Source organism: Pseudomonas sp. H1_D04, from assembly GCF_054683855.1.
Map to the genome: position 1 here is coordinate 1,274,116 of NZ_CP162826.1, position 18,985 is coordinate 1,293,100.

Sequence of the window (18,985 nt, forward strand, 5' to 3'; positions counted from 1 at the left end):
CTCTTCGGTTAGCGATGGGCGCTAGGTGCGGCTAGTGCACGGGCGGCGGCGACATCCGCATTGATCGCCGTTTTCAACGCCTCAAGGGAGGCGAAACGCTGCTCTTCACGCAGCTTCTGGTGGAAAACCACCGTCAAACGCCGGTCGTATAAATCACCGGCAAAATCCAAAAGGTGAACCTCCAGGTGGGCCTTGCCATCACCTGCAACCGTGGGCCTGACGCCTATGTTGGCGACTCCCGGCCACGACTGGCCGTCAATATCGACGCTAACCAGGTAAACCCCTGTCAGCGGCACACGACGGCGCTTGAGTTGCACGTTGGCGGTTGGCGTGCCCAATTGGCGCGCCAGCTTCTGGCCGTGCAGCACCCGCCCGGCAATGCGGAACGGGCGACCGAGCAAACGCTCAGCCAAGGCGAAGTCGGCAGCCGCCAGCGCATTACGCACTTGGGTACTGCTCACGCGCAGGCCATCTAATTCGACGGTTTGCGCGGCTTCGACGGTAAAGCCCTGGATGACGCCGGCGTGCTGTAGGAATTCAAAATCCCCAACCCGGTCGCAACCAAAACGGAAGTCGTCGCCGACCTCCAGATGTTGTACGCCCAGGCCATCCACGAGGATGCGGTCAACGAACTCGGCAGCGCTAAGGCTTTGCAAGCGCTGATTGAAAGCCAGGCAGAGGACGCGGTCCACACCTTCTTCAGCTAGCAGTTGCAGCTTGTCCCGCAAGCGAGCCAAGCGGGCTGGCGCCGTTTCCGGAGTGAAATATTCCCGCGGCTGTGGCTCAAAAATCACCACGCAGCTGGGCACGCCCAACTCGACCGCACGCTCGCGCAGCCGGGCCAGGATAGCCTGGTGACCACGGTGAACACCGTCAAAGTTGCCAATAGTGGCGACGCAGCCCCGATGCTGGGGGCGCAGGTTGTGGAGACCTCGAACCAGCTGCATAACGCGCTTCTTGCTCATAAAGTGGTCGATTATAACCACACCCAGCCCCGGACGACAGGCAACAGCGCAGGGCAAGGTGGATGGAATCGATAAAACACCTGTTTTATCGCAGCAAACTCTCTAGCTCAGCGACTTGCGATTGAAATCGCGCAGACGGAAACCCTGCAGCAGCAACATACCGAAGTACACCACCACACCGGCGACCACCAGCGCACCCAGGCGCATGAAGCGATCTAACATGTGGCCTTGGTCCCACGCTGGCATAAAGTGCATCAGCCCAAGCAGAACCGCCGACATCATTGCCACCGCCACCAGCAATTTCAGGGCAAACATGCCCCAGCCCGGCTGCGGCTGGAACATCTGCTGTTTGCGCAGCTGATAAAACAGCAGTCCAGCGTTGATGCAGGCGCCCGCACTGATGGCCAGGGCCAGGCCGGCGTGAGCCAACGGGCCGATAAACACAAGGTTGAGCAGTTGCGTGACGATCAGCGTGAAAATCGCGATTTTGACCGGGGTGCGGATGTTCTGCTGGGCGTAGAAGCCAGGTGCCAGCACTTTGATCACGATGATGCCGAGCAGGCCAACGGAGTAAGCAACCAGCGCGTGCTGCGTCATCAAGGCGTCATGGGCGTCGAACTGTCCGTATTGGAACAGTGAGACCGTTAGCGGCTCGGCCAGAATTCCCAGCGCAAGGGCGCACGGCAACACCAGGACGAAACACAGGCGCAGGCCCCAATCGAGGATGCGCGAGTACTCCTGGCGGTCCTTGCTTGCGTAAGTACGCGCCAGGGTCGGTAGCAGAATTGTACCCAAGGCCACGCCGAGCACGCCGGAAGGCAACTCCATCAGACGGTCGGCGTAATACATCCACGACACCGAGCCCGATACCAGCAGCGAGGCAAAGGCCGTGTTGATAATCAGGGAAATCTGACTGACCGACACGCCAAGAATCGCCGGCAGCATATTGCGCATCACGCGCCAGACGCCGGTGTCTTTCAGATTCAGGCGAGGCAGCACGAGCATGCCGATCTTTTTCAGGTGCGGCAGTTGGTAGAGCAATTGCGCCAGACCACCGGCCAGCACCGCCCAACCCAAGGCCATGACCGGCGGATCGAAGTACGGCGTGAGAAACAGCGCGAAAATAATCATGCTGACGTTTAGCAACGTTGGCACGAACGCCGGCACCGAAAACCGGTTCCAGGTATTGAGGATCGCCCCGGCCAGGGATGACAGGGAAATCAGCAATATATAAGGAAAGGTCACTCTCAGCAGATCAGTGGTCAGCGCGAACTTTTCCGGCGTATTGGCAAAACCGGGGGCCGTCGCCCAGATCACCCAGGGAGCGGCGAGCATTCCGAGGAGGGTCACCAGCATTAAAACCAGGGTCAGCAGGCCCGAAACGTAGGCAATAAAGGTACGAGTAGCTTCCTCGCCCTGCTGAGTCTTGTATTCAGCCAGAATCGGCACGAACGCTTGGGAAAATGCGCCTTCAGCGAAGATCCTGCGCAGCAGATTGGGCAACTTAAAGGCAATAAAGAAGGCATCCGTGGCCATGCTGGCGCCAAAAATGCGCGCCAGCAGGGTGTCACGCACGAACCCCAAAACCCTGGAGATCATTGTGATAGAGCTGACGGCAGCCAACGATTTGAGCAGATTCATTGAAAGAGTTTGCGCCTATAGATAAAGAGCAGGCGAACAAAGCGCCCACTTATGCGATACTGCGCGCCTGCAACAGCACAGAGCCAAAGCTCGCGAGTTTACAGGTCAAGCGCCGGAAATAAATCACCCGCCTCTTCAGATCGACCACTCAGCAGTTCGCATCAGCCGCCCTTGACAACACATCAAGTCATCGGCATGATTCGCGGCCTATTTTGTTTGCTATTTCCTAAAAAGTCTTTCGAGGAGCTCGACGGTGGCCAACACACCTTCCGCCAAAAAACGTGCAAAACAGGCTGAGAAGCGTCGCAGCCACAACGCCAGCCTGCGTTCCATGGTTCGTACCTACATCAAGAATGTAGTTAAAGCCATCGACACCAAAGACGCTGAAAAAGCTCAAGCAGCTTACGTTCTGGCTGTGCCAGTTATCGACCGTATGGCCGATAAAGGCATCATCCACAAGAACAAGGCCGCTCGCCATAAGAGCCGCCTGAATGGCCACATCAAGGCTCTGAGCGTTGCTGCTGCAGCCTAAGTGGTAACAACTGCTACGTAACCTTGGTTGCGAAACAGTTAGGAAATGTCCCGTACCGAAAGGTCCGGGGCATTTTTGTTTGTGCCTGATAACACATGCGAGAGTGGGCTTGCTCCCTGCCACAGATGGAGCTGTGATGATTTCAGGCACAAAGAAACGCCCCGAACCAGTCGGGGCGTTTTTGCTATCAGCTGATTAACGCATCAATCAGTGCTGATGACCGCCTTCACCGTGAACGTGGCCGTGAGCAACTTCTTCCTGGGAAGCGTCGCGGATGGCAACGATCTTCACTTGGAAGTTCAGGCGCTGACCAGCCAGAGGGTGGTTGCCGTCGACGGTTACGTCGTCGCCGTCCAGATCACGGATGGTCACGATCTGCATTTGGCCGTCCGGCGCGGAAGCGTGGAACTGCATGCCCACTTCCAGCTCGTCAACGCCTTCGAACATGCTGCGGCTCAAAGTGCTGACCAGTTCAGCAGAGTATTCGCCGTAGGCATCTTCAGGTTCTACGGCTACGGTCAGTTCATCACCAACTGCCTTGCCTTCCAGAGCCTTTTCCAGGCCTGGGATGATATTACCTGCGCCTTGCAGGTAGACCAGCGGCGCGCCGCCGGCGGAGCTGTCGATGACCTCACCAGCGTCGTTGGTCAGGGTATAGTCGATGGAGACAGCCTTGTTAGCGGCGATCGTCATGGGGCGAGACCTTTTGCATAAGAATGAAGAACGGACAAGTCTAAACAAGGATTTGCCCGAAAGCGAACGGAACCCGGACGGACGGGACCAATCAACGGTCATGATCATCGGTTTTCATTCGGACGAAGAAGGGCATTGGGTGGCCGAGCTGTCATGCGGCCATACCCAGCACCTGCGCCACCAGCCGCCGTGGCAATCCCGCACCTGGGTGCTAGACCCCGCACAGCGCCTGGAAAAAATAGGCCAGCCCTTTGCCTGCGGCTGGTGTGCGCAAGCGCCGAATAACGATAACCTTGACGCCTGATTCCCGGTAGGCACTCAGCCATAGAGCGCCACCGAAGCCATGCACCTCCAGAGAATTCGCATGCAGACTTTTTTTATCGCGCCCACCGATTTTGGTGTGGGTCTGACCTCCATCAGCCTAGGGCTGGTGCGCACCCTTGAACGGGCCGGGCTGAAAGTCGGCTTCTTCAAGCCGATTGCCCAACCGCATCCTGGCGACACCGGCCCAGAACGCTCCACCGAACTGGTGGCACGCACCCACGGCCTGAAGCCTCCACAACCCCTGGGCCTCGCCCATGTAGAGCGGATGCTCGGCGACGGCCAGCTGGATGAACTGCTCGAAGAAATTATCACGCTGTATCAGCAGGCCGCGGTGGGCAAGGATGTACTGATCGTCGAAGGCATGGTGCCGACCCGCAACGCCAGCTACGCGGCGCGGGTCAACCTGCACTTGGCCAAGAGCCTGGATGCTGAAGTGATTCTTGTCTCCGCTCCGGAAAACGAAGTGCTTACCGAACTCTCAGGCCGCGTGGAATTGCAGGCCCAGTTGTTCGGCGGCCCGAAAGACCCGAAGGTACTCGGCGTAATCCTCAACAAAGTACGCACCGACGAAAGCATGGAAGCTTTCTCGGCGCGCCTGAAAGAACATTCGCCGCTGTTGCGCAGCGGTGACTTCCGCCTGCTGGGCTGCATCCCGTACCAGCCGGAACTCAACGCGCCGCGCACCCGCGACGTAGCCGACCTGATGGGCGCGCAGATCCTCAACGCCGGCGACTACGAAACTCGGCGCATGACCAAGATCATCATTTGCGCCCGCACTATGCGTAACACCGTAGAGCTGCTCAAGCCCGGCGTGCTGGTGGTGACCCCCGGCGACCGTGACGACATCATCCTCGCCGTCAGCCTGGCCGCGATCAACGGCGTACCCCTGGCCGGCCTGCTGCTGACCAGCGATACCCTGCCCGACCCGCGCATCATGGATCTGTGCCGCGGCGCCTTCCAGGCTGGGCTGCCGGTTTTGTCGGTGAGTACCGGTTCCTACGAGACCGCTAACCTGCTCAACAACCTCAACAAGGAAATCCCCATTGATGACCGTGAGCGTGCGGAGATCATCACCGATTTCGTCGCCAGCCACCTCGACGCGCGCTGGCTGCACCAGCGCTGCGGCACGCCGCGGGAGATGCGTCTATCGCCGGCGGTGTTCCGCTACCAGTTGATCCAACGCGCCCAGGCTGCCAACAAACGCATTGTGCTGCCCGAAGGCAGCGAGCCGCTGACCGTGCAAGCCGCCGCTATCTGCCAGGCAAGGGGCATCGCGCGCTGCGTGCTTCTGGCCAAGCCGGCAGACGTGGAAGCCGTCGCCCGCGCCCAAGGCATCGAATTGCCTGAAGGCCTTGAGATTCTCGACCCGGACCTGATCCGCCAACGCTACGTCGAACCGATGGTCGCGCTGCGCAAAAGTAAGAGCCTCAACGCGCCAATGGCCGAGCAACAATTGGAAGACACCGTGGTGATCGCCACGATGATGCTCGCGCTGGACGAAGTGGACGGCCTGGTCTCTGGCGTTATCCACTCCACCGCGAACACCATCCGCCCTGCCCTGCAGCTGATCAAAACGGCGCCGGGCTGCACCCTGGTGTCGTCCGTGTTCTTCATGCTGTTCCCCGAGCAGGTGCTGGTCTACGGCGACTGCGTGATGAACCCGCACCCAAGCGCTGCGGAACTGGCGGAAATCGCCCTGCAAAGCGCCGATTCGGCGGCGGCATTCGGCATTACCCCACGTGTGGCGATGATCAGTTATTCCAGCGGTGATTCAGCCAGCGGAGAAGAAGTGGAAAAAGTCCGCGAGGCCACCCTGCTCGCCCACGAGCAGCAAAGCTCGCTGCTGATCGACGGCCCGCTGCAATACGACGCCGCCGCCAACGAAAACGTAGCGCGGCAATTGGCGCCCAACAGCCAGGTCGCCGGCAAAGCCACGGTGTTCGTCTTCCCCGATCTGAACACCGGTAACACCACCCACAAAGCCGTGCAACGCAGCGCCGACTGCGTAAGCCTTGGCCCGATGCTGCAGGGCCTGCGCAAACCGGTCAACGACCTGCCCCGTGGTGCCCAGGTCGACGACATCGTGTACACCATCGCACTGACTGCGATCCAAGCCGCCAACCGACCAATGGATATCTAAATGCTGGATTTTCTACCTGCCGCCGTGCGCGGGGTCATCGCTTCGCTGTTGCTGGCACTGAACACGATACTGCTGTGTTCGTTCCTGTTCATCGTCGCGCTGTTCAAGGCGCTACCGTTTGCCAAACGCTTCAGCGAATGGCTGATGAACCACACCCACGAAGCCTGGGTAACTAACAACAAGGGCTGGATGAACCTGGTACAGCGAACGCGTTGGCATCTCAAAGGCCTTGAAGGGCTGGACTATCAGCACTCGTACCTGGTGACCAGCAACCACCAGAGCTGGGTCGACATCATGGTGTTGCAATACGTGCTCAATCGACGGATTCGCCCGCTGAAGTTCTTCCTCAAGCAGGAATTGATCTGGGTGCCGGTGATTGGTCTGGCGTGGTGGGCGTTGGGCTTTCCGTTCATGAAGCGCTACACCAAGGCCTACTTGGAGAAACACCCGGAGAAGAAAGGCAAAGACCTGGAAACCACCCGTAAGACCTGTGCGAAGTTTCGCGCAAACCCAGTAGGGATTTTCAACTTTGCCGAAGGCACTCGGTTTACGCCGGGCAAACATGCCCAGCAGAAGTCGCCGTTTCGCTACTTGCTCAAACCCAAGGCGGGCGGAATCGCGTTTGTGTTGGATGCCATGGGGGAACAGCTGAAATCACTGGTCAACGTGACCATTCACTACCCTGGCGGACGCCCTGGGTATTGGGACTTGCTCTGCGGCAAGGTGCAGGACGTGGTGGTGCAGTTTGAAGAGGTGCAGATTCCAGCCGAGTTCGTCGGCAGGAATTATGAGCAGGATGCGGAGTATCGGCTGGCGTTCCAGGGGTGGATTAACCAGCTGTGGGAAACCAAGGATGCGTTGCTGGAGCAGCTTCACACCGAATTCCCAAGCAAGCGATGATCAACCTGCGGGAGGGGGCTTGCCCCCGATGAGGGAGTATCAGTTGATGCATCCGTAGCGGACCCACCGCTATCGGGAGCAAGCGCCCTCCCACATTTGACCTCGCCCGATCTTGAAGATGTGAAAAAGCCCGCCACCGATCACTCGGTGGCGGGCTTTTTTGTGGCCGCGAAGTTTAGATCGCGCCGCGCTGACGCAACAGCTCCAGCACTTGCTTGACGCTCTCTTCCAACGACAGAGCCTGGGTGTCGAGTACCAGATCGGCATTCAACGGCACGTCGTACGGGAAGGACTCGCCAGGGATGTTATCCCCACCGGCAGCGTACAAACCTTGCGGATCACGCTCGGCGCACACCAACGGCGACGCTTGCACGTAGACGGTCAGCAAGCGGTCGCTGCCAATCAGCGCCTTGGCCTGTTCACGGCCTTCGGCATCCGGGGCAACGAACGCCGCCAGGGTCAGCAGGCCGGCCTCGTTGAACTGACGCGCCACGTGAGCAGCACGACGCCAGTTCTCGGTACGCCCGGCACGATCCTGAGGCAAGCCTTTGTTCAGGTCGTGGCGTAGATTCTGACCATCCAGTACGAACACTGCACGGCCCATGTCGAACAGCTTGCGCTCAACCGCGTAGGCCAAGGTGCTTTTGCCAGCGCCCGAGAGGCCGCTGAACAGAACGGTGGCCGGTTGCTGGCCAAAGCGCTGGGCACGTTCTTCAGTGGCCACATGAGCCAACTTGCCGTGCTGCGCCGCGCTGCCGTGGGTAACAGGCGGTGCGATGATCATGCCCGCGGCGACGGTGCCGTTGGTCAAACGGTCGATGACAATAAACGCGCCCGTGGTGCGATTGCTGTCGTAACCGTCCAACGCGATGGCGGCGTCGAGGCTGACCTTGACCCGGCCAATCTCATTCAGTTGCAACGAACTCGCCGGGCCTTCGGCCAGGGTGTTCACGTCCACGCGGTGCACGATGCTGGTGATGGAACCCGGCACATAGCTGGTGGCGCGCTTGATGTCGTATTTCTTGCCCGGCAGCATCGGTTCTTCGGCCATCCACACCAGCATGGCATCGAAGGCGTCAGTCACTTGCGGCACGTTGTCGGCATGCACCAACAGGTCGCCACGGGAGATGTCGATCTCGTCTTCCATGGTCAGGGTCACGGCCTGACCTGGGCCGGCGTGCTCCAGTTCACCGTCGAAGGTGACAATGGATTTGACGCGGCTGCTCTTGCCCGATGGCAGAACAACGATTTCGTCGCCCTTATGCACGATGCCGCTGGCCAGGGTGCCGGCGAAACCGCGGAAGTTAAGGTTTGGACGGTTAACGTACTGCACCGGGAAACGCAGGTCGGTGTAGTTGCGGTCGTTGGCGATCTCGACGGTTTCGAGGATTTCCATCAGCGACTGGCCGGTGTACCAAGGCGAACGCTCGCTCTTGTTCACCACGTTGTCACCCTTGAGCGCCGACATCGGCACGAATGCCAGGGTGCTCGGCTTGAACGCGATACCGTCGGCGAACTTCAGGTAATCAGCCTTGATCGACTCGAATACGCTTTGGTCAAAGCCATTGATGTCCATCTTGTTGATGGCAACGACGATGTGCTTGATGCCCAGCAACGACGCGATGAAGCTGTGGCGACGGGTCTGAGTCTGCACACCGTAGCGGGCATCGATCAGGATGATCGCCAGGTCACAGGTGGAGGCACCGGTAGCCATGTTGCGGGTGTACTGCTCATGGCCAGGAGTGTCGGCGATGATGAATTTGCGCTTTGCGGTGGAGAAGTAGCGGTAGGCAACATCGATGGTGATGCCCTGCTCACGCTCGGCCTGCAGGCCGTCGACCAGCAACGCCAGGTCGATGTCATCGCCGGTGGTGCCGGACTTCTTCGAATCGCGGGTAATGGCTTCCAGGTGATCTTCGTAGATCATCTTGGAGTCGTGCAGCAGGCGCCCGATCAGGGTGCTTTTGCCGTCGTCGACGTTGCCGCAGGTCAGGAAGCGCAACATCTCTTTGCGCTCGTGCTGGCCCAGGTAGGCGAGGATGTCCTCGCTGATCAAATCAGATTGATGCGACATGACAGCCCCTTAGAAATAGCCTTGACGTTTTTTATCTTCCATCGAGCCTGCACCATCGTGGTCGATGACACGGCCCTGGCGCTCGGAAGTTCGCGTCAGGAGCATTTCCTGAATGATGTCCGTCAGCGTCTCGGCTTCGGACTCCACCGCGCCCGTCAACGGGTAGCAGCCAAGGGTACGGAAACGTACTTTCTTTTTGACGATACGGGCTTTGTCTTCGTCGGACAGGTGCTCGAGGATGCGGTCGTCGTCGATCATGATCAACGTGCCGTTCTTCTCGATGACATCGCGTTCGGCGGCAAAGTACAGCGGCACGATCGGGATGCCTTCAAGGTAGATGTACTGCCAGATGTCCAGCTCGGTCCAGTTGGACAGCGGGAACACACGGATCGACTCACCCTTGTTGACGTTGCCGTTGTAGACATTCCACAGCTCGGGGCGCTGGTTCTTCGGGTCCCAGCGGTGCTTGCTGTCGCGGAACGAGTACACGCGCTCTTTGGCACGGGATTTCTCTTCATCGCGACGGGCACCGCCGAAGGCAGCGTCGAAACCATGCTTGTCCAATGCCTGCTTAAGGCCTTCGGTCTTCATGATGTCGGTGTGTTTGGCGCTGCCGTGGGTGAATGGGTTGATGCCCTGCGCAACACCATCGGGGTTGACGTGGGTGATCAGGTCCAGGCCCAGTTCTTCGACCATCTTGTCGCGGAACGCGTACATCTCCTGGAATTTCCAGCGGGTATCGACGTGCATCACCGGGAACGGCAGTTTGCCCGGGAAGAAGGCCTTGCGTGCCAGATGCAACATCACGGCGGAGTCTTTACCGATCGAGTAGAGCATCACCGGGTTGTCGAACTCGGCGGCGACCTCGCGGATGATGTGGATGCTTTCCGCCTCCAGCTGTTTCAGATGCGTCAGTTTGTCGACCATGGCTACTCACGGAAAAACGATCTTATGGACGGCCAGCGGGCCGTGTTCGAGCGAGGCATGCTAGCACAGCACCTTCTTCTATTCAGGGAGCCAGCTAGATCGAAACGATATAAGAATATGCCCCCAGGTTTGGCGCTCAAATCGGGTTGGGACAATCGATAAACAGATGCTCCAGGGCGAAACGTCGCGCTAAATAATCTCCCAAAGCCTGCACACCGTAGCGCTCGGTTGCGTGGTGCCCGGCGGCAATGAAGCTGATGTCGTTTTCCCGCGCACTGTGGAAGGTTTGCTCGGAAGCTTCACCGCTGAGGAACAGATCGACGCCGGCGGCAATCCCATGGTCGATGTAGCCTTGGCCACCGCCGGTGCACCAGCCGACGCGGCGGATCATCTCGCTGCCTTCGATCAGCAGCGGTTCGCGGCCCATGACGTCCTGTACGCGGCGGGCGAAGTCACGGGGCGACAAAGGTTCGGCGAGGGAGCCGACGAGGCCGACGATCTTGGGGTTGCTCGGGTCCAGCGGGCCCTCGACGGTGATGTCCAACTGCTTGGCAAGCTGCACGTTGTTGCCGACGTCGGGGTGCAGGTCCAACGGCAGGTGGTAGGCCAGCAGACTGATGTCGTGCTTGAGCAGGGTTTTCAGTCGCCGTTGCTTCATGCCGGTGATGCAGGGGTTTTCGCCTTTCCAGAAATAACCGTGGTGCACCAGGATCAAATCGGCCTGGGCTTCGACGGCTGCGTCCAGCAGGGCTTGGCTGGCGGTCACGCCGCTGACGATGCGCATCACCTGCGGGCGACCTTCAACTTGCAGGCCGTTGGGGCAGTAGTCGGGGATTTTTGCACTGCCGAGGTAGCGGTCTGCTTCCTCAACGAGGGTGGTAAGGGGGACGGCCATAAAAGACTCCTAAATATCCCGTTCCGAGGCGCTCGCAGCCTCGTATAATGCGCGACATTATGGGCGCTCTCCCGCCCCCTGCAACCTGTCAGGACTTACTTGATGCTCAAGGCACTGCGTTTTTTTGGATGGCCATTGTTGGCTGGCGTGCTGATCGCGATGCTGATTATTCAGCGTTTCCCCCAATGGGTGGGCTTACCGAGCCTTGATGTGAACCTGCAACAGGCACCGCAAACCAGCGCGGTGGTGCAAGGCCCGGTGACATACGCGGACGCAGTGGTCATTGCCGCGCCGGCAGTGGTCAACCTGTACACCACCAAGGTCATCAACAAACCAGCGCATCCGCTGTTTGAAGACCCACAGTTCCGCCGCTATTTCGGCGACAACGGGCCCAAGCAACGGCGCATGGAATCCAGCCTGGGTTCCGGGGTGATCATGAGCCCCGAGGGCTACATCCTCACCAACAACCACGTGACCACCGGAGCCGACCAGATTGTGGTGGCCCTGCGTGATGGTCGCGAGACCCTGGCTCGTGTGGTGGGCAGCGACCCGGAAACGGATCTGGCGGTATTGAAGATCGATTTGAAAAGCCTGCCGTCCATCACTCTCGGCCGCTCCGATGGACTGCGGGTGGGTGATGTGGCACTGGCCATCGGCAACCCGTTCGGGGTGGGACAGACGGTGACCATGGGCATCATCAGCGCCACCGGACGCAACCAGCTGGGGCTTAACAGCTACGAAGATTTCATCCAGACCGACGCGGCGATCAACCCTGGCAACTCCGGCGGCGCGCTGGTGGATGCCAATGGCAACTTGACCGGTATCAACACGGCGATTTTCTCCAAGTCGGGCGGTTCCCAGGGCATCGGTTTTGCGATCCCGGTGAAGCTGGCGATGGAAGTGATGAAGTCGATCATCGAGCACGGCCAAGTGATTCGCGGCTGGCTGGGGATCGAAGTGCAGCCGCTGACCAAGGAACTGGCCGAGTCGTTTGGCCTGACCGGGCGCCCAGGCATTGTGGTCGCCGGGATCTTCCGCGACGGTCCGGCACAAAAAGCCGGGCTGCAATTGGGTGACGTGATCCTGAGCATCAACGGCGAACCGGCGGGTGATGGTCGCAAATCGATGAACCAGGTGGCACGGATCAAGCCGACCGATAAGGTGACGATCCTGGTGATGCGCAACGGCAAAGAGATCAAGTTGTCGGCGGAAATCGGACTGCGCCCGCCGCCGGCTCCGGTTAAAGAAGAGGAATAAGCCGCTTCGCTCAGGTGCCCGTTCGCGGGCACCTACAAGCCAACATTTCATAGCGATTCATTCTCATTGGTCATGTTATATTGTTTCAATATCGCTATTGGGACGCTCTATCATGCCGCCTCGAAGAATTGCCCCCTTAGCTGGCCTGGCCTTGGGCTTGCTGCTTGATCCCGCTTTTGCCGAAGAAACCACCGTCGAACTCGATACCATCAGCGTCACCACCGACGCCTATGAATCCGCAACCGGCCCAGTGAAAGGCTACCGCGCCACGCGTTCAGCCAGTGCGACTAAAACCGACACGGCCCTGCGCGATATCCCACAATCCATCAGCGTTATTCCGGCAACGGTGCTCAAAGACCTGGGCAGCACCAACGTGGAACGCGCCCTGGAATTCGCGGGCGGCGTATCCAAGCAAAATAACTTTGGCGGCCTGACACTCTACGAATACAGCGTGCGCGGCTTCACCACCTCAGAATTCTATCAAGACGGTTTCAGCGCCAACCGTGGTTACCCGAGCACACCGGACGCGGCCACTATCGAACGCATCGAAGTGCTCAAAGGCCCCGCGGCCAGTTTGTACGGGCGTGGCGACCCAGGGGGCACCGTGAATATCGTGACCAAAAAACCTCAGCCAGAAGCCTTCACTACCCTGCAAACCAGTGCCGGTAGTTGGGACCGTTATCGCACCGCTCTCGACGTCAACACGCCGCTGGACAGCGAAGGCCACGTGCTGTCGCGGGTCAACCTGGCAGTGGAAGACAACCACAGCTTCCGCGATCACGTGCAGAGCAAGCGCGTGTTCGTCGCGCCCTCGTTCAGTTGGCAATTGGACCCAGACACCAGCCTGCTCGTCGAAAGTGAATTCGTGCGCCACAGCTCAACCTTCGACCGTGGCATCGTCGACGCCCCCGGCCTGTCACGCGAAACCTTCCTCGGCGAGCCCAACGATGGTGACATCGACAACCACAACAATCGCATCCAGGCGACCCTCGAACATCACCTAAACGACGCCTGGAAACTGCGCCTGGCCAGCCACTACAAACAAGGTAGCCTGTGGGGCGACGCCTCGGAAAACCGCGCTCTCAATGCAGATGGCCATACCCTAAACCGCCGCTACCGCGAACGCTCCATGGGCTGGCACGACAGCATCACCCAGTTGGAACTGCGCGGCCTGTTCGACGTCGGCAGCTGGCAGCATGAACTGTTGATCGGCACTGAATACGAGGAATACCGCAAGAAGGAACGCGTGACGGCCATCGCCGGCAGCCCCGGTAGCTCGTACGCCATCGACATCTACAACCCGGTCTACGGCCAAACCAAACCCAATGGCATACGCTCCGGCACCGACTTTTTCGAGCACACCAAAAGCCACGCGCTTAACCTGCAAGACCAGATCGTCTTTACCGATCGCCTGCGCGGCATGGTCGGCGCACGCTTCGAGCATTTCCAGCAAACCGTCGACGACTTCACTCGAAATGTCCCACCGAGCCGGCAAACTCACCACGCTCTTACCCAGCGCGCCGGCCTGCTTTATCAACTCACCCCCGAAGTCGGCGTGTTCGCCAACGCCTCCACTTCGTTCAAACCCAACAGCGGCCTGGACGCGACAGGTAACACCTTCAAGCCCGAAGAAGGCGTGGGTTATGAAGTTGGGATCAAGAGCGAGCTGTTCGACGACCGCCTCAGCGCTACCCTCGCGGCGTTCCATATCGAAAAGGAAAACGTACTTGCCCTGGACCCGGCCACCAACACCAACCGTGCAATGGGCAAGGCGCGCAGCCAGGGCTTTGATCTGCAACTGACCGGACAACTGACCGACGCAGTGCGAGTGATCGGCGCCTTCGCCTACATTGACGCCGAGGTGACCAAGGGCGACAAGGCCATTCCGGCGGGCAGCCGCATTCTCGGCGTGGCCAGGCGCAGCGGCAGTCTGTTGGGGGTGTATGAATTCCAGGACGGCGCCTTGCGCGGCTCAGACGTCGGCGCGGCGTTCACCTATGTGGGAGACCGCTCGGGTGAAGCCGGCAGCAGTTTTGAACTGCCGGCCTACCACACCGTGGATTTGCTGGCGCACTACAAAGCCACCGAGAACGTGACTGTGGGCCTGAATCTGAACAACCTGTTTGACGAGAAGTACTACGAGCGGTCCTACAGCAACTACTGGATCAGCCCCGGCGAACCGCGCAATCTCACCGTCAGCTTGAGCCTCAGCCTATAGGGACAACGGCGCTCTTTCGCACAAAGTATTGAGCGCCGCCGCCCACTGCGGATCATCATTCAAGCACGGCACCAACACCAACTCCTCGCCCCCCGCCTCGCGGAACTGCTCCAACCCGCGATCGCCAATTTCTTCCAGGGTCTCGATGCAATCGGCCACAAACGCCGGGCACATCACCAGCAGCTTTTTCACGCCTTGTTGGGCCAGCGCCTCCAGGCGAGCTTCAGTGTAGGGCTCGATCCACTTCGCACGGCCCAGACGCGATTGAAACGCCACCGACCATTTGCCATCCGGCAAACCCAGGCGGGCGGCTACATCGCGGGCAACACTGAAGCATTGTGCGCGATAGCATTTGGCAAGCACTTCAGGCGAGGCTTTCTTGCAGCAGTCGGCATCCTTGAAACAATGCTGGCCGGTCGGGTCGAGCTTAGTCAGATGGCGCTCGGGCAAACCGTGGAAGCTCAGCAGCAAGTGATCGTAATCCTGCTCGACATAACGCCGTGCGCTCGCCGCCAGGGCATCAAGGTATTCCGGCTGGTCGTAGAACGGCTGCAGAATCGAGAGTCGCACATTCAGTTTCTTGCTTTGCACCACGCGCCGGGCTTCTTCGATCACCGTGGTCACGGTGCTGTCGGCGAACTGCGGGTACAACGGCGCCAGGGTGATCTTCTGAATACCCTGGGTGGCGAGGCGCGTCAGTGTCGTTTCCAGGGACGGCTCGCCATAACGCATGGCCAGTTCCACCGGGCCTTGTGTCCACTGCGCCGTCATCTGCTGTTGCAGGCGACGACTGAGCACAACCAGCGGCGAACCTTCATCCCACCAGATCGACGCATAGGCATGGGCCGACTGCTCGGGGCGCTTGATCAGGATCAGCGACACCAGCAATCGACGTACCGGCCACGGCAAGTCAATCACATAAGGGTCCATCAAAAACTGGTTAAGGTAGCTGCGCACATCCGCCACCGAAGTGGACGCCGGTGAACCCAGGTTGACCAGTAACAACGCGTGATCCGTCATGCAACATCCTATTTCTAGAGGCGGCTGGACAAGTCATCCAAAGCCGTATGCAACTCAGTGAACTGGAAAGTGAAACCGGCGGCCATCAAGCGTTCGGGAATCGCCTTCTGCCCGCCCAGCAACAGCCCCGACAACTCACCCAAGCCTACCTTCAGTGCAAAGGCCGGCATCGGCATGAACGCCGGGCGGTGCAGTACCTGGCCCAGCGTCTTGGCGAACTCGCGGTTACGCACTGGGTGTGGGGCGCAGGCATTATAAGGACCGCTGGCGTCATCCTTGTGCAGAAGAAAATCAATCAGGGCGATTTGATCCTTGATATGCACCCATGGCATCCACTGCCGACCATTACCGATAGGCCCGCCCAGCGCCAGTTTGAACGGCAGCAGCAGCCGCGACAAAAAGCCGCCCTCGGCCGCCAACACCAAACCGGTGCGCACCAGAACCACGCGCATGCCCAAGGCTTCGGCACGCTGGGCGGTTTCCTCCCAGGCGATACAGAGCTGGCTGGGAAAATCGTCCTGTACCGGACCACTGGCCTCGGTCAGTTCGCGCTCACCACCGTCGCCGTACCAGCCCACCGCCGAGCCGGAAATCAACACCGCCGGCTTTTGCGCAAGACCTTCCAGCCACGCCAACAGGGTTTCGGTAAGACCGATGCGACTGCTCCACAACAGCGCCTTGCGTTTGTGGGTCCAGGGACGATCGGCGATGGCGGCGCCGGCGAGGTTGACCACAGCGTCCACGACGCCGATCACCTCTTCCAGGCGCGCAACGCCCAGCACCTCGGCGCCACACAAGGCGGCAACCTCTTCGGGATGACGGCTCCACACGGTCAGGCGATGGCCTTGACCGAGCCAGTGTTGGCAGAGTTGGCGGCCGATCAAGCCGGTACCGCCGGTCAGCAAAATGTGCATGGGATCTTCCTCATGTAACGTTCGCCGCCGATCACTGGTCTATTTTATAAGCAGGGATCAATTTGTAATCGTGCGTGACTGTTGTTTAAGCCTCAGCTTTAACCATAGGCCACGCCACACGTTCAGGTACGCCAAAACTTATACCAAAAAACAATATTGTACAGCTATTGGTGTCGGCGTAGTCTGTACCCAACGGTAGAACGAGGCCCTCCATGACTGTCCCCATCGCGATCATCGGTACCGGCATCGCCGGTCTCTCCGCCGCCCGAGCGTTACGAGACGCCGGGCACGCTGTGCAACTCTTCGATAAAAGCCGCGGCAGTGGCGGCCGCATGTCCAGCAAGCGCAGTGATGCCGGTGCGCTGGACATGGGCGCCCAATACTTCACAGCCCGCGACCGACGCTTCGTCAATGAAGTGCAACGCTGGCAAAGCAACGGCTGGGCCGAGCAGTGGAAACCGCAGTTGTACAACTTCAAATCCGGCCAGCTCACCCCTTCCCCCGACGAGCAGATCCGCTGGGTAGGCTCACCGCGCATGAGCGCCATCACCCGTGCCCTGCTCGATGACTTGCCGGTGGAGTTCGGTTGCCGCATTACCGAGGTGTTCCAAGGGACTCAACACTGGAACCTGCTCGACGCTGACGGTGGCAATCATGGACCATTCAGCCACGTGATCATCGCCACGCCAGCGCCACAAGCCACCGCCCTGCTCGCTGCTGCGCCGAAGCTGGCCAGCGCCGCCGCAGGGGTAAAAATGGACCCCACCTGGGCCATCGCCCTGGCCTTCGACACCCCCCTTGATACGCCAATGGAAGGCTGCTTCGTGCAGGACAGCCCCCTCGACTGGCTGGCGCGCAACCGCAGCAAACCTGGACGCGACACCACCCTCGACACCTGGGTGCTGCACGCCACCAGCGCCTGGAGCAAAGCCCACTTGGACCTGTCCAAGGAAGCCGTGATCGAACACCTGCACGGCGCCTTCGCCGAGTTACTGCACAGCGCCATGCCTGCGCCGTCGTTCAGCCTGGCGCACCGCTGGCTCTATGCGCGGCCGTCCAGCAGCCATGAATTCGGTGTGCTGGCCGATGCCGACCTGGGTCTGTACGTGTGTGGCGACTGGTGCCTGTCCGGTCGAGTGGAAGGCGCCTGGCTCAGTGGCCAGGAAGCCGCGCGACGCCTGATCGAGCACCTGCAATGAACCGCATCAACCCCGCCAAGCTGCTGCTGTCAAAGTGGACAGCAGCCCATCCCCGTAATAAGGAAAAACACTTTTTGGTCACCGAGCTGTTTCGGGATGAAGAAGGCACGGTGCTGGAAATCGAGCTGCAAGCCATCATGACCAAACGCGGCGAACGCCTTCCGTGGCAGACCTTGCAGAATGCCGACGCATGGAAAATGGGCTGGAAATAGTCCCCCCGCAAAAAAACCTGTACAAATAATTTGACTTGTACAGCTTCAGACCTATGATGAGATTAGTTGTACAGAAATCAACGCTTGTACAAGAATCTTTCAGAGGTTTGGCCATGTCCAGCAGCGCAAAACCGAAGATCGCTATCAGCGCCTGCCTACTAGGCGAGAACGTGCGCTTCAATGGCGGCCATAAACAATCCCTGCTCTGCAGCCAAACCCTCGCCGACTACTTCGACTTTGTGCCCCTGTGCCCCGAAGTTGCGATCGGCCTGGGCATCCCCCGCGAACCGATCCGCCTGGTTGGCGACCCTGCCCATCCGCAGGCCGTGGGCACTGTGCGCCGCGAACTCAACGTGACCCAGCCCCTGAACGAATACGGCCAGCAAATGGCTGAAGAACATACCGATCTGTGCGGCTACATCTTCATGCAGAAGTCGCCGTCCTGTGGACTGGAGCGAGTCAAGGTGTACCGCGAAAACGGCACACCGGTCGACGGTGGCGGACGCGGCATCTATGCCCAGGCATTTTGCGCGCGCCACCCCAACCTACCGGTCGAAGAAGACGGCCGACTGAACGACCCGGTGCTGCGGGAAAACTTCCTGACCCGCGTTTTCGTCTACGCCAGTTGGCAAAAGCTGCTGGCCGAAGGGCTGACCCGTCACCGCCTGCTGGCCTTTCACTCGCGCTACAAATACCTGCTGATGGCCCACAGTCCCGCCCATTACAAAAGCCTGGGTCACCTGCTGGGCAGCATGGGCAAAGGCACCGACCTCAATGAGCTCGCCGAGTCTTACTTCAGCGATTTGATGACCGGCCTGACCAAATGCGCCACTCGCGGCACCCACACCAATGTGCTGCAACACATCAGCGGCTACCTCAAGCAGGTGATCAGCGCCGATGACAAGCAGGAAATGCAAACCGTCATCGGCCAATACCGCCACGGCATCGTGCCGCTGGTGGTGCCGCTGACGCTGCTCAAGCATCACTTTCGCCAACACCCGGACCGCTACATCGCGCAGCAGGCGTACCTGCAACCGCACCCGGAAAATCTCAGCCTGCGTAATGCGATCTAGA

The 18,985-nt window shown here is 59.7% G+C and carries 17 protein-coding genes; 9 read left to right on the top strand and 8 right to left on the bottom strand.

Annotated elements, in window-relative coordinates; genetic code table 11:
* Nucleotides 1–8: 8 nt before the first annotated feature.
* Nucleotides 9–947, bottom strand: a complete 939-nt coding sequence (gene ribF / locus AB4N82_RS05945; RefSeq protein WP_032886174.1) for a bifunctional riboflavin kinase/FAD synthetase — start codon at nucleotides 945–947, stop codon at nucleotides 9–11.
* A 120-nt stretch (nucleotides 948–1,067) separates the two neighbouring features.
* On the bottom strand, nucleotides 1,068–2,606 hold the full coding sequence (gene murJ / locus AB4N82_RS05950; RefSeq protein ID WP_032886173.1) for a murein biosynthesis integral membrane protein MurJ: 1,539 nt from the start codon (nucleotides 2,604–2,606) through the stop codon (nucleotides 1,068–1,070).
* Between the two features lie 253 nt (nucleotides 2,607–2,859).
* Between murJ and rpsT the strand changes: the two genes are divergently transcribed.
* Complete coding sequence (rpsT, locus tag AB4N82_RS05955) at nucleotides 2,860–3,138, top strand: 30S ribosomal protein S20 (protein WP_016976313.1); 279 nt, start codon at nucleotides 2,860–2,862, stop codon at nucleotides 3,136–3,138.
* Between the two features lie 207 nt (nucleotides 3,139–3,345).
* On the opposite strand, the gene AB4N82_RS05960 is transcribed toward rpsT, so the two are convergent.
* Complete coding sequence (locus AB4N82_RS05960; protein ID WP_032886172.1) at nucleotides 3,346–3,831, bottom strand: FKBP-type peptidyl-prolyl cis-trans isomerase; 486 nt, start codon at nucleotides 3,829–3,831, stop codon at nucleotides 3,346–3,348.
* Between AB4N82_RS05960 and AB4N82_RS05965 the strand changes: the two genes are divergently transcribed.
* From AB4N82_RS05965 to AB4N82_RS05975, 3 genes are read left to right on the top strand one after another with little or no spacing between them, the layout of a single operon-like run.
* Complete coding sequence (locus AB4N82_RS05965; protein ID WP_095183787.1) at nucleotides 3,800–4,135, top strand: DUF3565 domain-containing protein; 336 nt, start codon at nucleotides 3,800–3,802, stop codon at nucleotides 4,133–4,135. The genes AB4N82_RS05960 and AB4N82_RS05965 overlap by 32 nt on opposite strands.
* Nucleotides 4,136–4,195: 60 nt before the next feature.
* Entirely contained in the window at nucleotides 4,196–6,295 is a 2,100-nt protein-coding gene (gene pta, locus AB4N82_RS05970; protein ID WP_099601957.1) for a phosphate acetyltransferase, read from the top strand.
* Entirely contained in the window at nucleotides 6,296–7,195 is a 900-nt protein-coding gene (locus AB4N82_RS05975; RefSeq protein WP_032886168.1) for an acyltransferase, read from the top strand.
* Nucleotides 7,196–7,370: 175 nt separating this feature from the next.
* Here AB4N82_RS05975 and cysN read toward each other — a convergent pair whose 3' ends face one another.
* The 3 genes from cysN to AB4N82_RS05990 all read right to left on the bottom strand — a co-directional run bounded on the left by cysN (nucleotide 7,371) and on the right by AB4N82_RS05990 (nucleotide 11,091).
* A complete protein-coding gene (cysN, locus tag AB4N82_RS05980) occupies nucleotides 7,371–9,269 on the bottom strand; it encodes a sulfate adenylyltransferase subunit CysN (RefSeq protein ID WP_099601955.1) in 1,899 nt (632 codons plus the stop codon).
* 9 nt (nucleotides 9,270–9,278) lie between these two features.
* Nucleotides 9,279–10,196 (bottom strand): sulfate adenylyltransferase subunit CysD, encoded by a 918-nt coding sequence (gene cysD, locus AB4N82_RS05985; RefSeq protein WP_032886164.1) that lies wholly within the window; start codon nucleotides 10,194–10,196, stop codon nucleotides 9,279–9,281.
* 136 nt (nucleotides 10,197–10,332) lie between these two features.
* Nucleotides 10,333–11,091, bottom strand: a complete 759-nt coding sequence (locus AB4N82_RS05990) for a Nif3-like dinuclear metal center hexameric protein (RefSeq protein ID WP_032886163.1) — start codon at nucleotides 11,089–11,091, stop codon at nucleotides 10,333–10,335.
* A 102-nt stretch (nucleotides 11,092–11,193) separates the two neighbouring features.
* On the opposite strand from AB4N82_RS05990, the gene algW reads away from it, so the two are divergent.
* Nucleotides 11,194–12,348: a Do family serine endopeptidase AlgW gene (algW, locus tag AB4N82_RS05995; RefSeq protein WP_032886161.1), complete on the top strand. Its 1,155-nt coding sequence runs from the start codon at nucleotides 11,194–11,196 to the stop codon at nucleotides 12,346–12,348.
* Between the two features lie 112 nt (nucleotides 12,349–12,460).
* The gene (locus tag AB4N82_RS06000) at nucleotides 12,461–14,566 is read left to right on the top strand and encodes a TonB-dependent siderophore receptor (protein WP_122764714.1); all 2,106 of its coding nucleotides are present in this window, start codon (nucleotides 12,461–12,463) and stop codon (nucleotides 14,564–14,566) included.
* Here the strand turns inward: AB4N82_RS06000 and hemH are convergent.
* A complete protein-coding gene (gene hemH, locus AB4N82_RS06005; protein ID WP_122764713.1) occupies nucleotides 14,561–15,586 on the bottom strand; it encodes a ferrochelatase in 1,026 nt (341 codons plus the stop codon). The two genes, AB4N82_RS06000 and hemH, sit on opposite strands and share 6 nt — an antisense overlap.
* A 14-nt stretch (nucleotides 15,587–15,600) precedes the next feature.
* Nucleotides 15,601–16,500, bottom strand: coding sequence for a TIGR01777 family oxidoreductase (locus AB4N82_RS06010; protein ID WP_032886147.1), 900 nt, complete (start codon nucleotides 16,498–16,500; stop codon nucleotides 15,601–15,603).
* 212 nt (nucleotides 16,501–16,712) lie between these two features.
* On the opposite strand from AB4N82_RS06010, the gene AB4N82_RS06015 reads away from it, so the two are divergent.
* The 3 genes from AB4N82_RS06015 to AB4N82_RS06025 all read left to right on the top strand — a co-directional run bounded on the left by AB4N82_RS06015 (nucleotide 16,713) and on the right by AB4N82_RS06025 (nucleotide 18,984).
* Nucleotides 16,713–17,699: an NAD(P)/FAD-dependent oxidoreductase gene (locus AB4N82_RS06015; protein WP_095183781.1), complete on the top strand. Its 987-nt coding sequence runs from the start codon at nucleotides 16,713–16,715 to the stop codon at nucleotides 17,697–17,699.
* Nucleotides 17,696–17,911, top strand: coding sequence for a TIGR02450 family Trp-rich protein (locus AB4N82_RS06020; RefSeq protein ID WP_122764712.1), 216 nt, complete (start codon nucleotides 17,696–17,698; stop codon nucleotides 17,909–17,911). The genes AB4N82_RS06015 and AB4N82_RS06020 overlap by 4 nt, the downstream gene beginning before the upstream one ends.
* A 113-nt stretch (nucleotides 17,912–18,024) precedes the next feature.
* Nucleotides 18,025–18,984 carry a YbgA family protein gene (locus tag AB4N82_RS06025; RefSeq protein ID WP_095183780.1) on the top strand — a complete coding sequence of 320 codons (960 nt, stop codon included), beginning with the start codon at nucleotides 18,025–18,027 and terminating at the stop codon, nucleotides 18,982–18,984.
* Nucleotide 18,985 lies beyond the last annotated feature (1 nt).

What these genes read in the sequence shown, in the direction of transcription:
- ribF (WP_032886174.1), bottom strand. Translation starts at nt 947, where the DNA reads ATGCAGCTGGTTCGAGGTCTCCACAACCTGCGCCCCCAGCATCGGGGC.
- murJ (WP_032886173.1), bottom strand. Translation starts at nt 2,606, where the DNA reads ATGAATCTGCTCAAATCGTTGGCTGCCGTCAGCTCTATCACAATGATC.
- AB4N82_RS05965 (WP_095183787.1), top strand. Translation starts at nt 3,800, where the DNA reads ATGGAGACAGCCTTGTTAGCGGCGATCGTCATGGGGCGAGACCTTTTG.
- AB4N82_RS05960 (WP_032886172.1), bottom strand. Translation starts at nt 3,831, where the DNA reads ATGACGATCGCCGCTAACAAGGCTGTCTCCATCGACTATACCCTGACC.
- pta (WP_099601957.1), top strand. Translation starts at nt 4,196, where the DNA reads ATGCAGACTTTTTTTATCGCGCCCACCGATTTTGGTGTGGGTCTGACC.
- AB4N82_RS05975 (WP_032886168.1), top strand. Translation starts at nt 6,296, where the DNA reads ATGCTGGATTTTCTACCTGCCGCCGTGCGCGGGGTCATCGCTTCGCTG.
- cysN (WP_099601955.1), bottom strand. Translation starts at nt 9,269, where the DNA reads ATGTCGCATCAATCTGATTTGATCAGCGAGGACATCCTCGCCTACCTG.
- cysD (WP_032886164.1), bottom strand. Translation starts at nt 10,196, where the DNA reads ATGGTCGACAAACTGACGCATCTGAAACAGCTGGAGGCGGAAAGCATC.
- AB4N82_RS05990 (WP_032886163.1), bottom strand. Translation starts at nt 11,091, where the DNA reads ATGGCCGTCCCCCTTACCACCCTCGTTGAGGAAGCAGACCGCTACCTC.
- algW (WP_032886161.1), top strand. Translation starts at nt 11,194, where the DNA reads ATGCTCAAGGCACTGCGTTTTTTTGGATGGCCATTGTTGGCTGGCGTG.
- AB4N82_RS06000 (WP_122764714.1), top strand. Translation starts at nt 12,461, where the DNA reads ATGCCGCCTCGAAGAATTGCCCCCTTAGCTGGCCTGGCCTTGGGCTTG.
- hemH (WP_122764713.1), bottom strand. Translation starts at nt 15,586, where the DNA reads ATGACGGATCACGCGTTGTTACTGGTCAACCTGGGTTCACCGGCGTCC.
- AB4N82_RS06010 (WP_032886147.1), bottom strand. Translation starts at nt 16,500, where the DNA reads ATGCACATTTTGCTGACCGGCGGTACCGGCTTGATCGGCCGCCAACTC.
- AB4N82_RS06015 (WP_095183781.1), top strand. Translation starts at nt 16,713, where the DNA reads ATGACTGTCCCCATCGCGATCATCGGTACCGGCATCGCCGGTCTCTCC.
- AB4N82_RS06020 (WP_122764712.1), top strand. Translation starts at nt 17,696, where the DNA reads ATGAACCGCATCAACCCCGCCAAGCTGCTGCTGTCAAAGTGGACAGCA.
- AB4N82_RS06025 (WP_095183780.1), top strand. Translation starts at nt 18,025, where the DNA reads ATGTCCAGCAGCGCAAAACCGAAGATCGCTATCAGCGCCTGCCTACTA.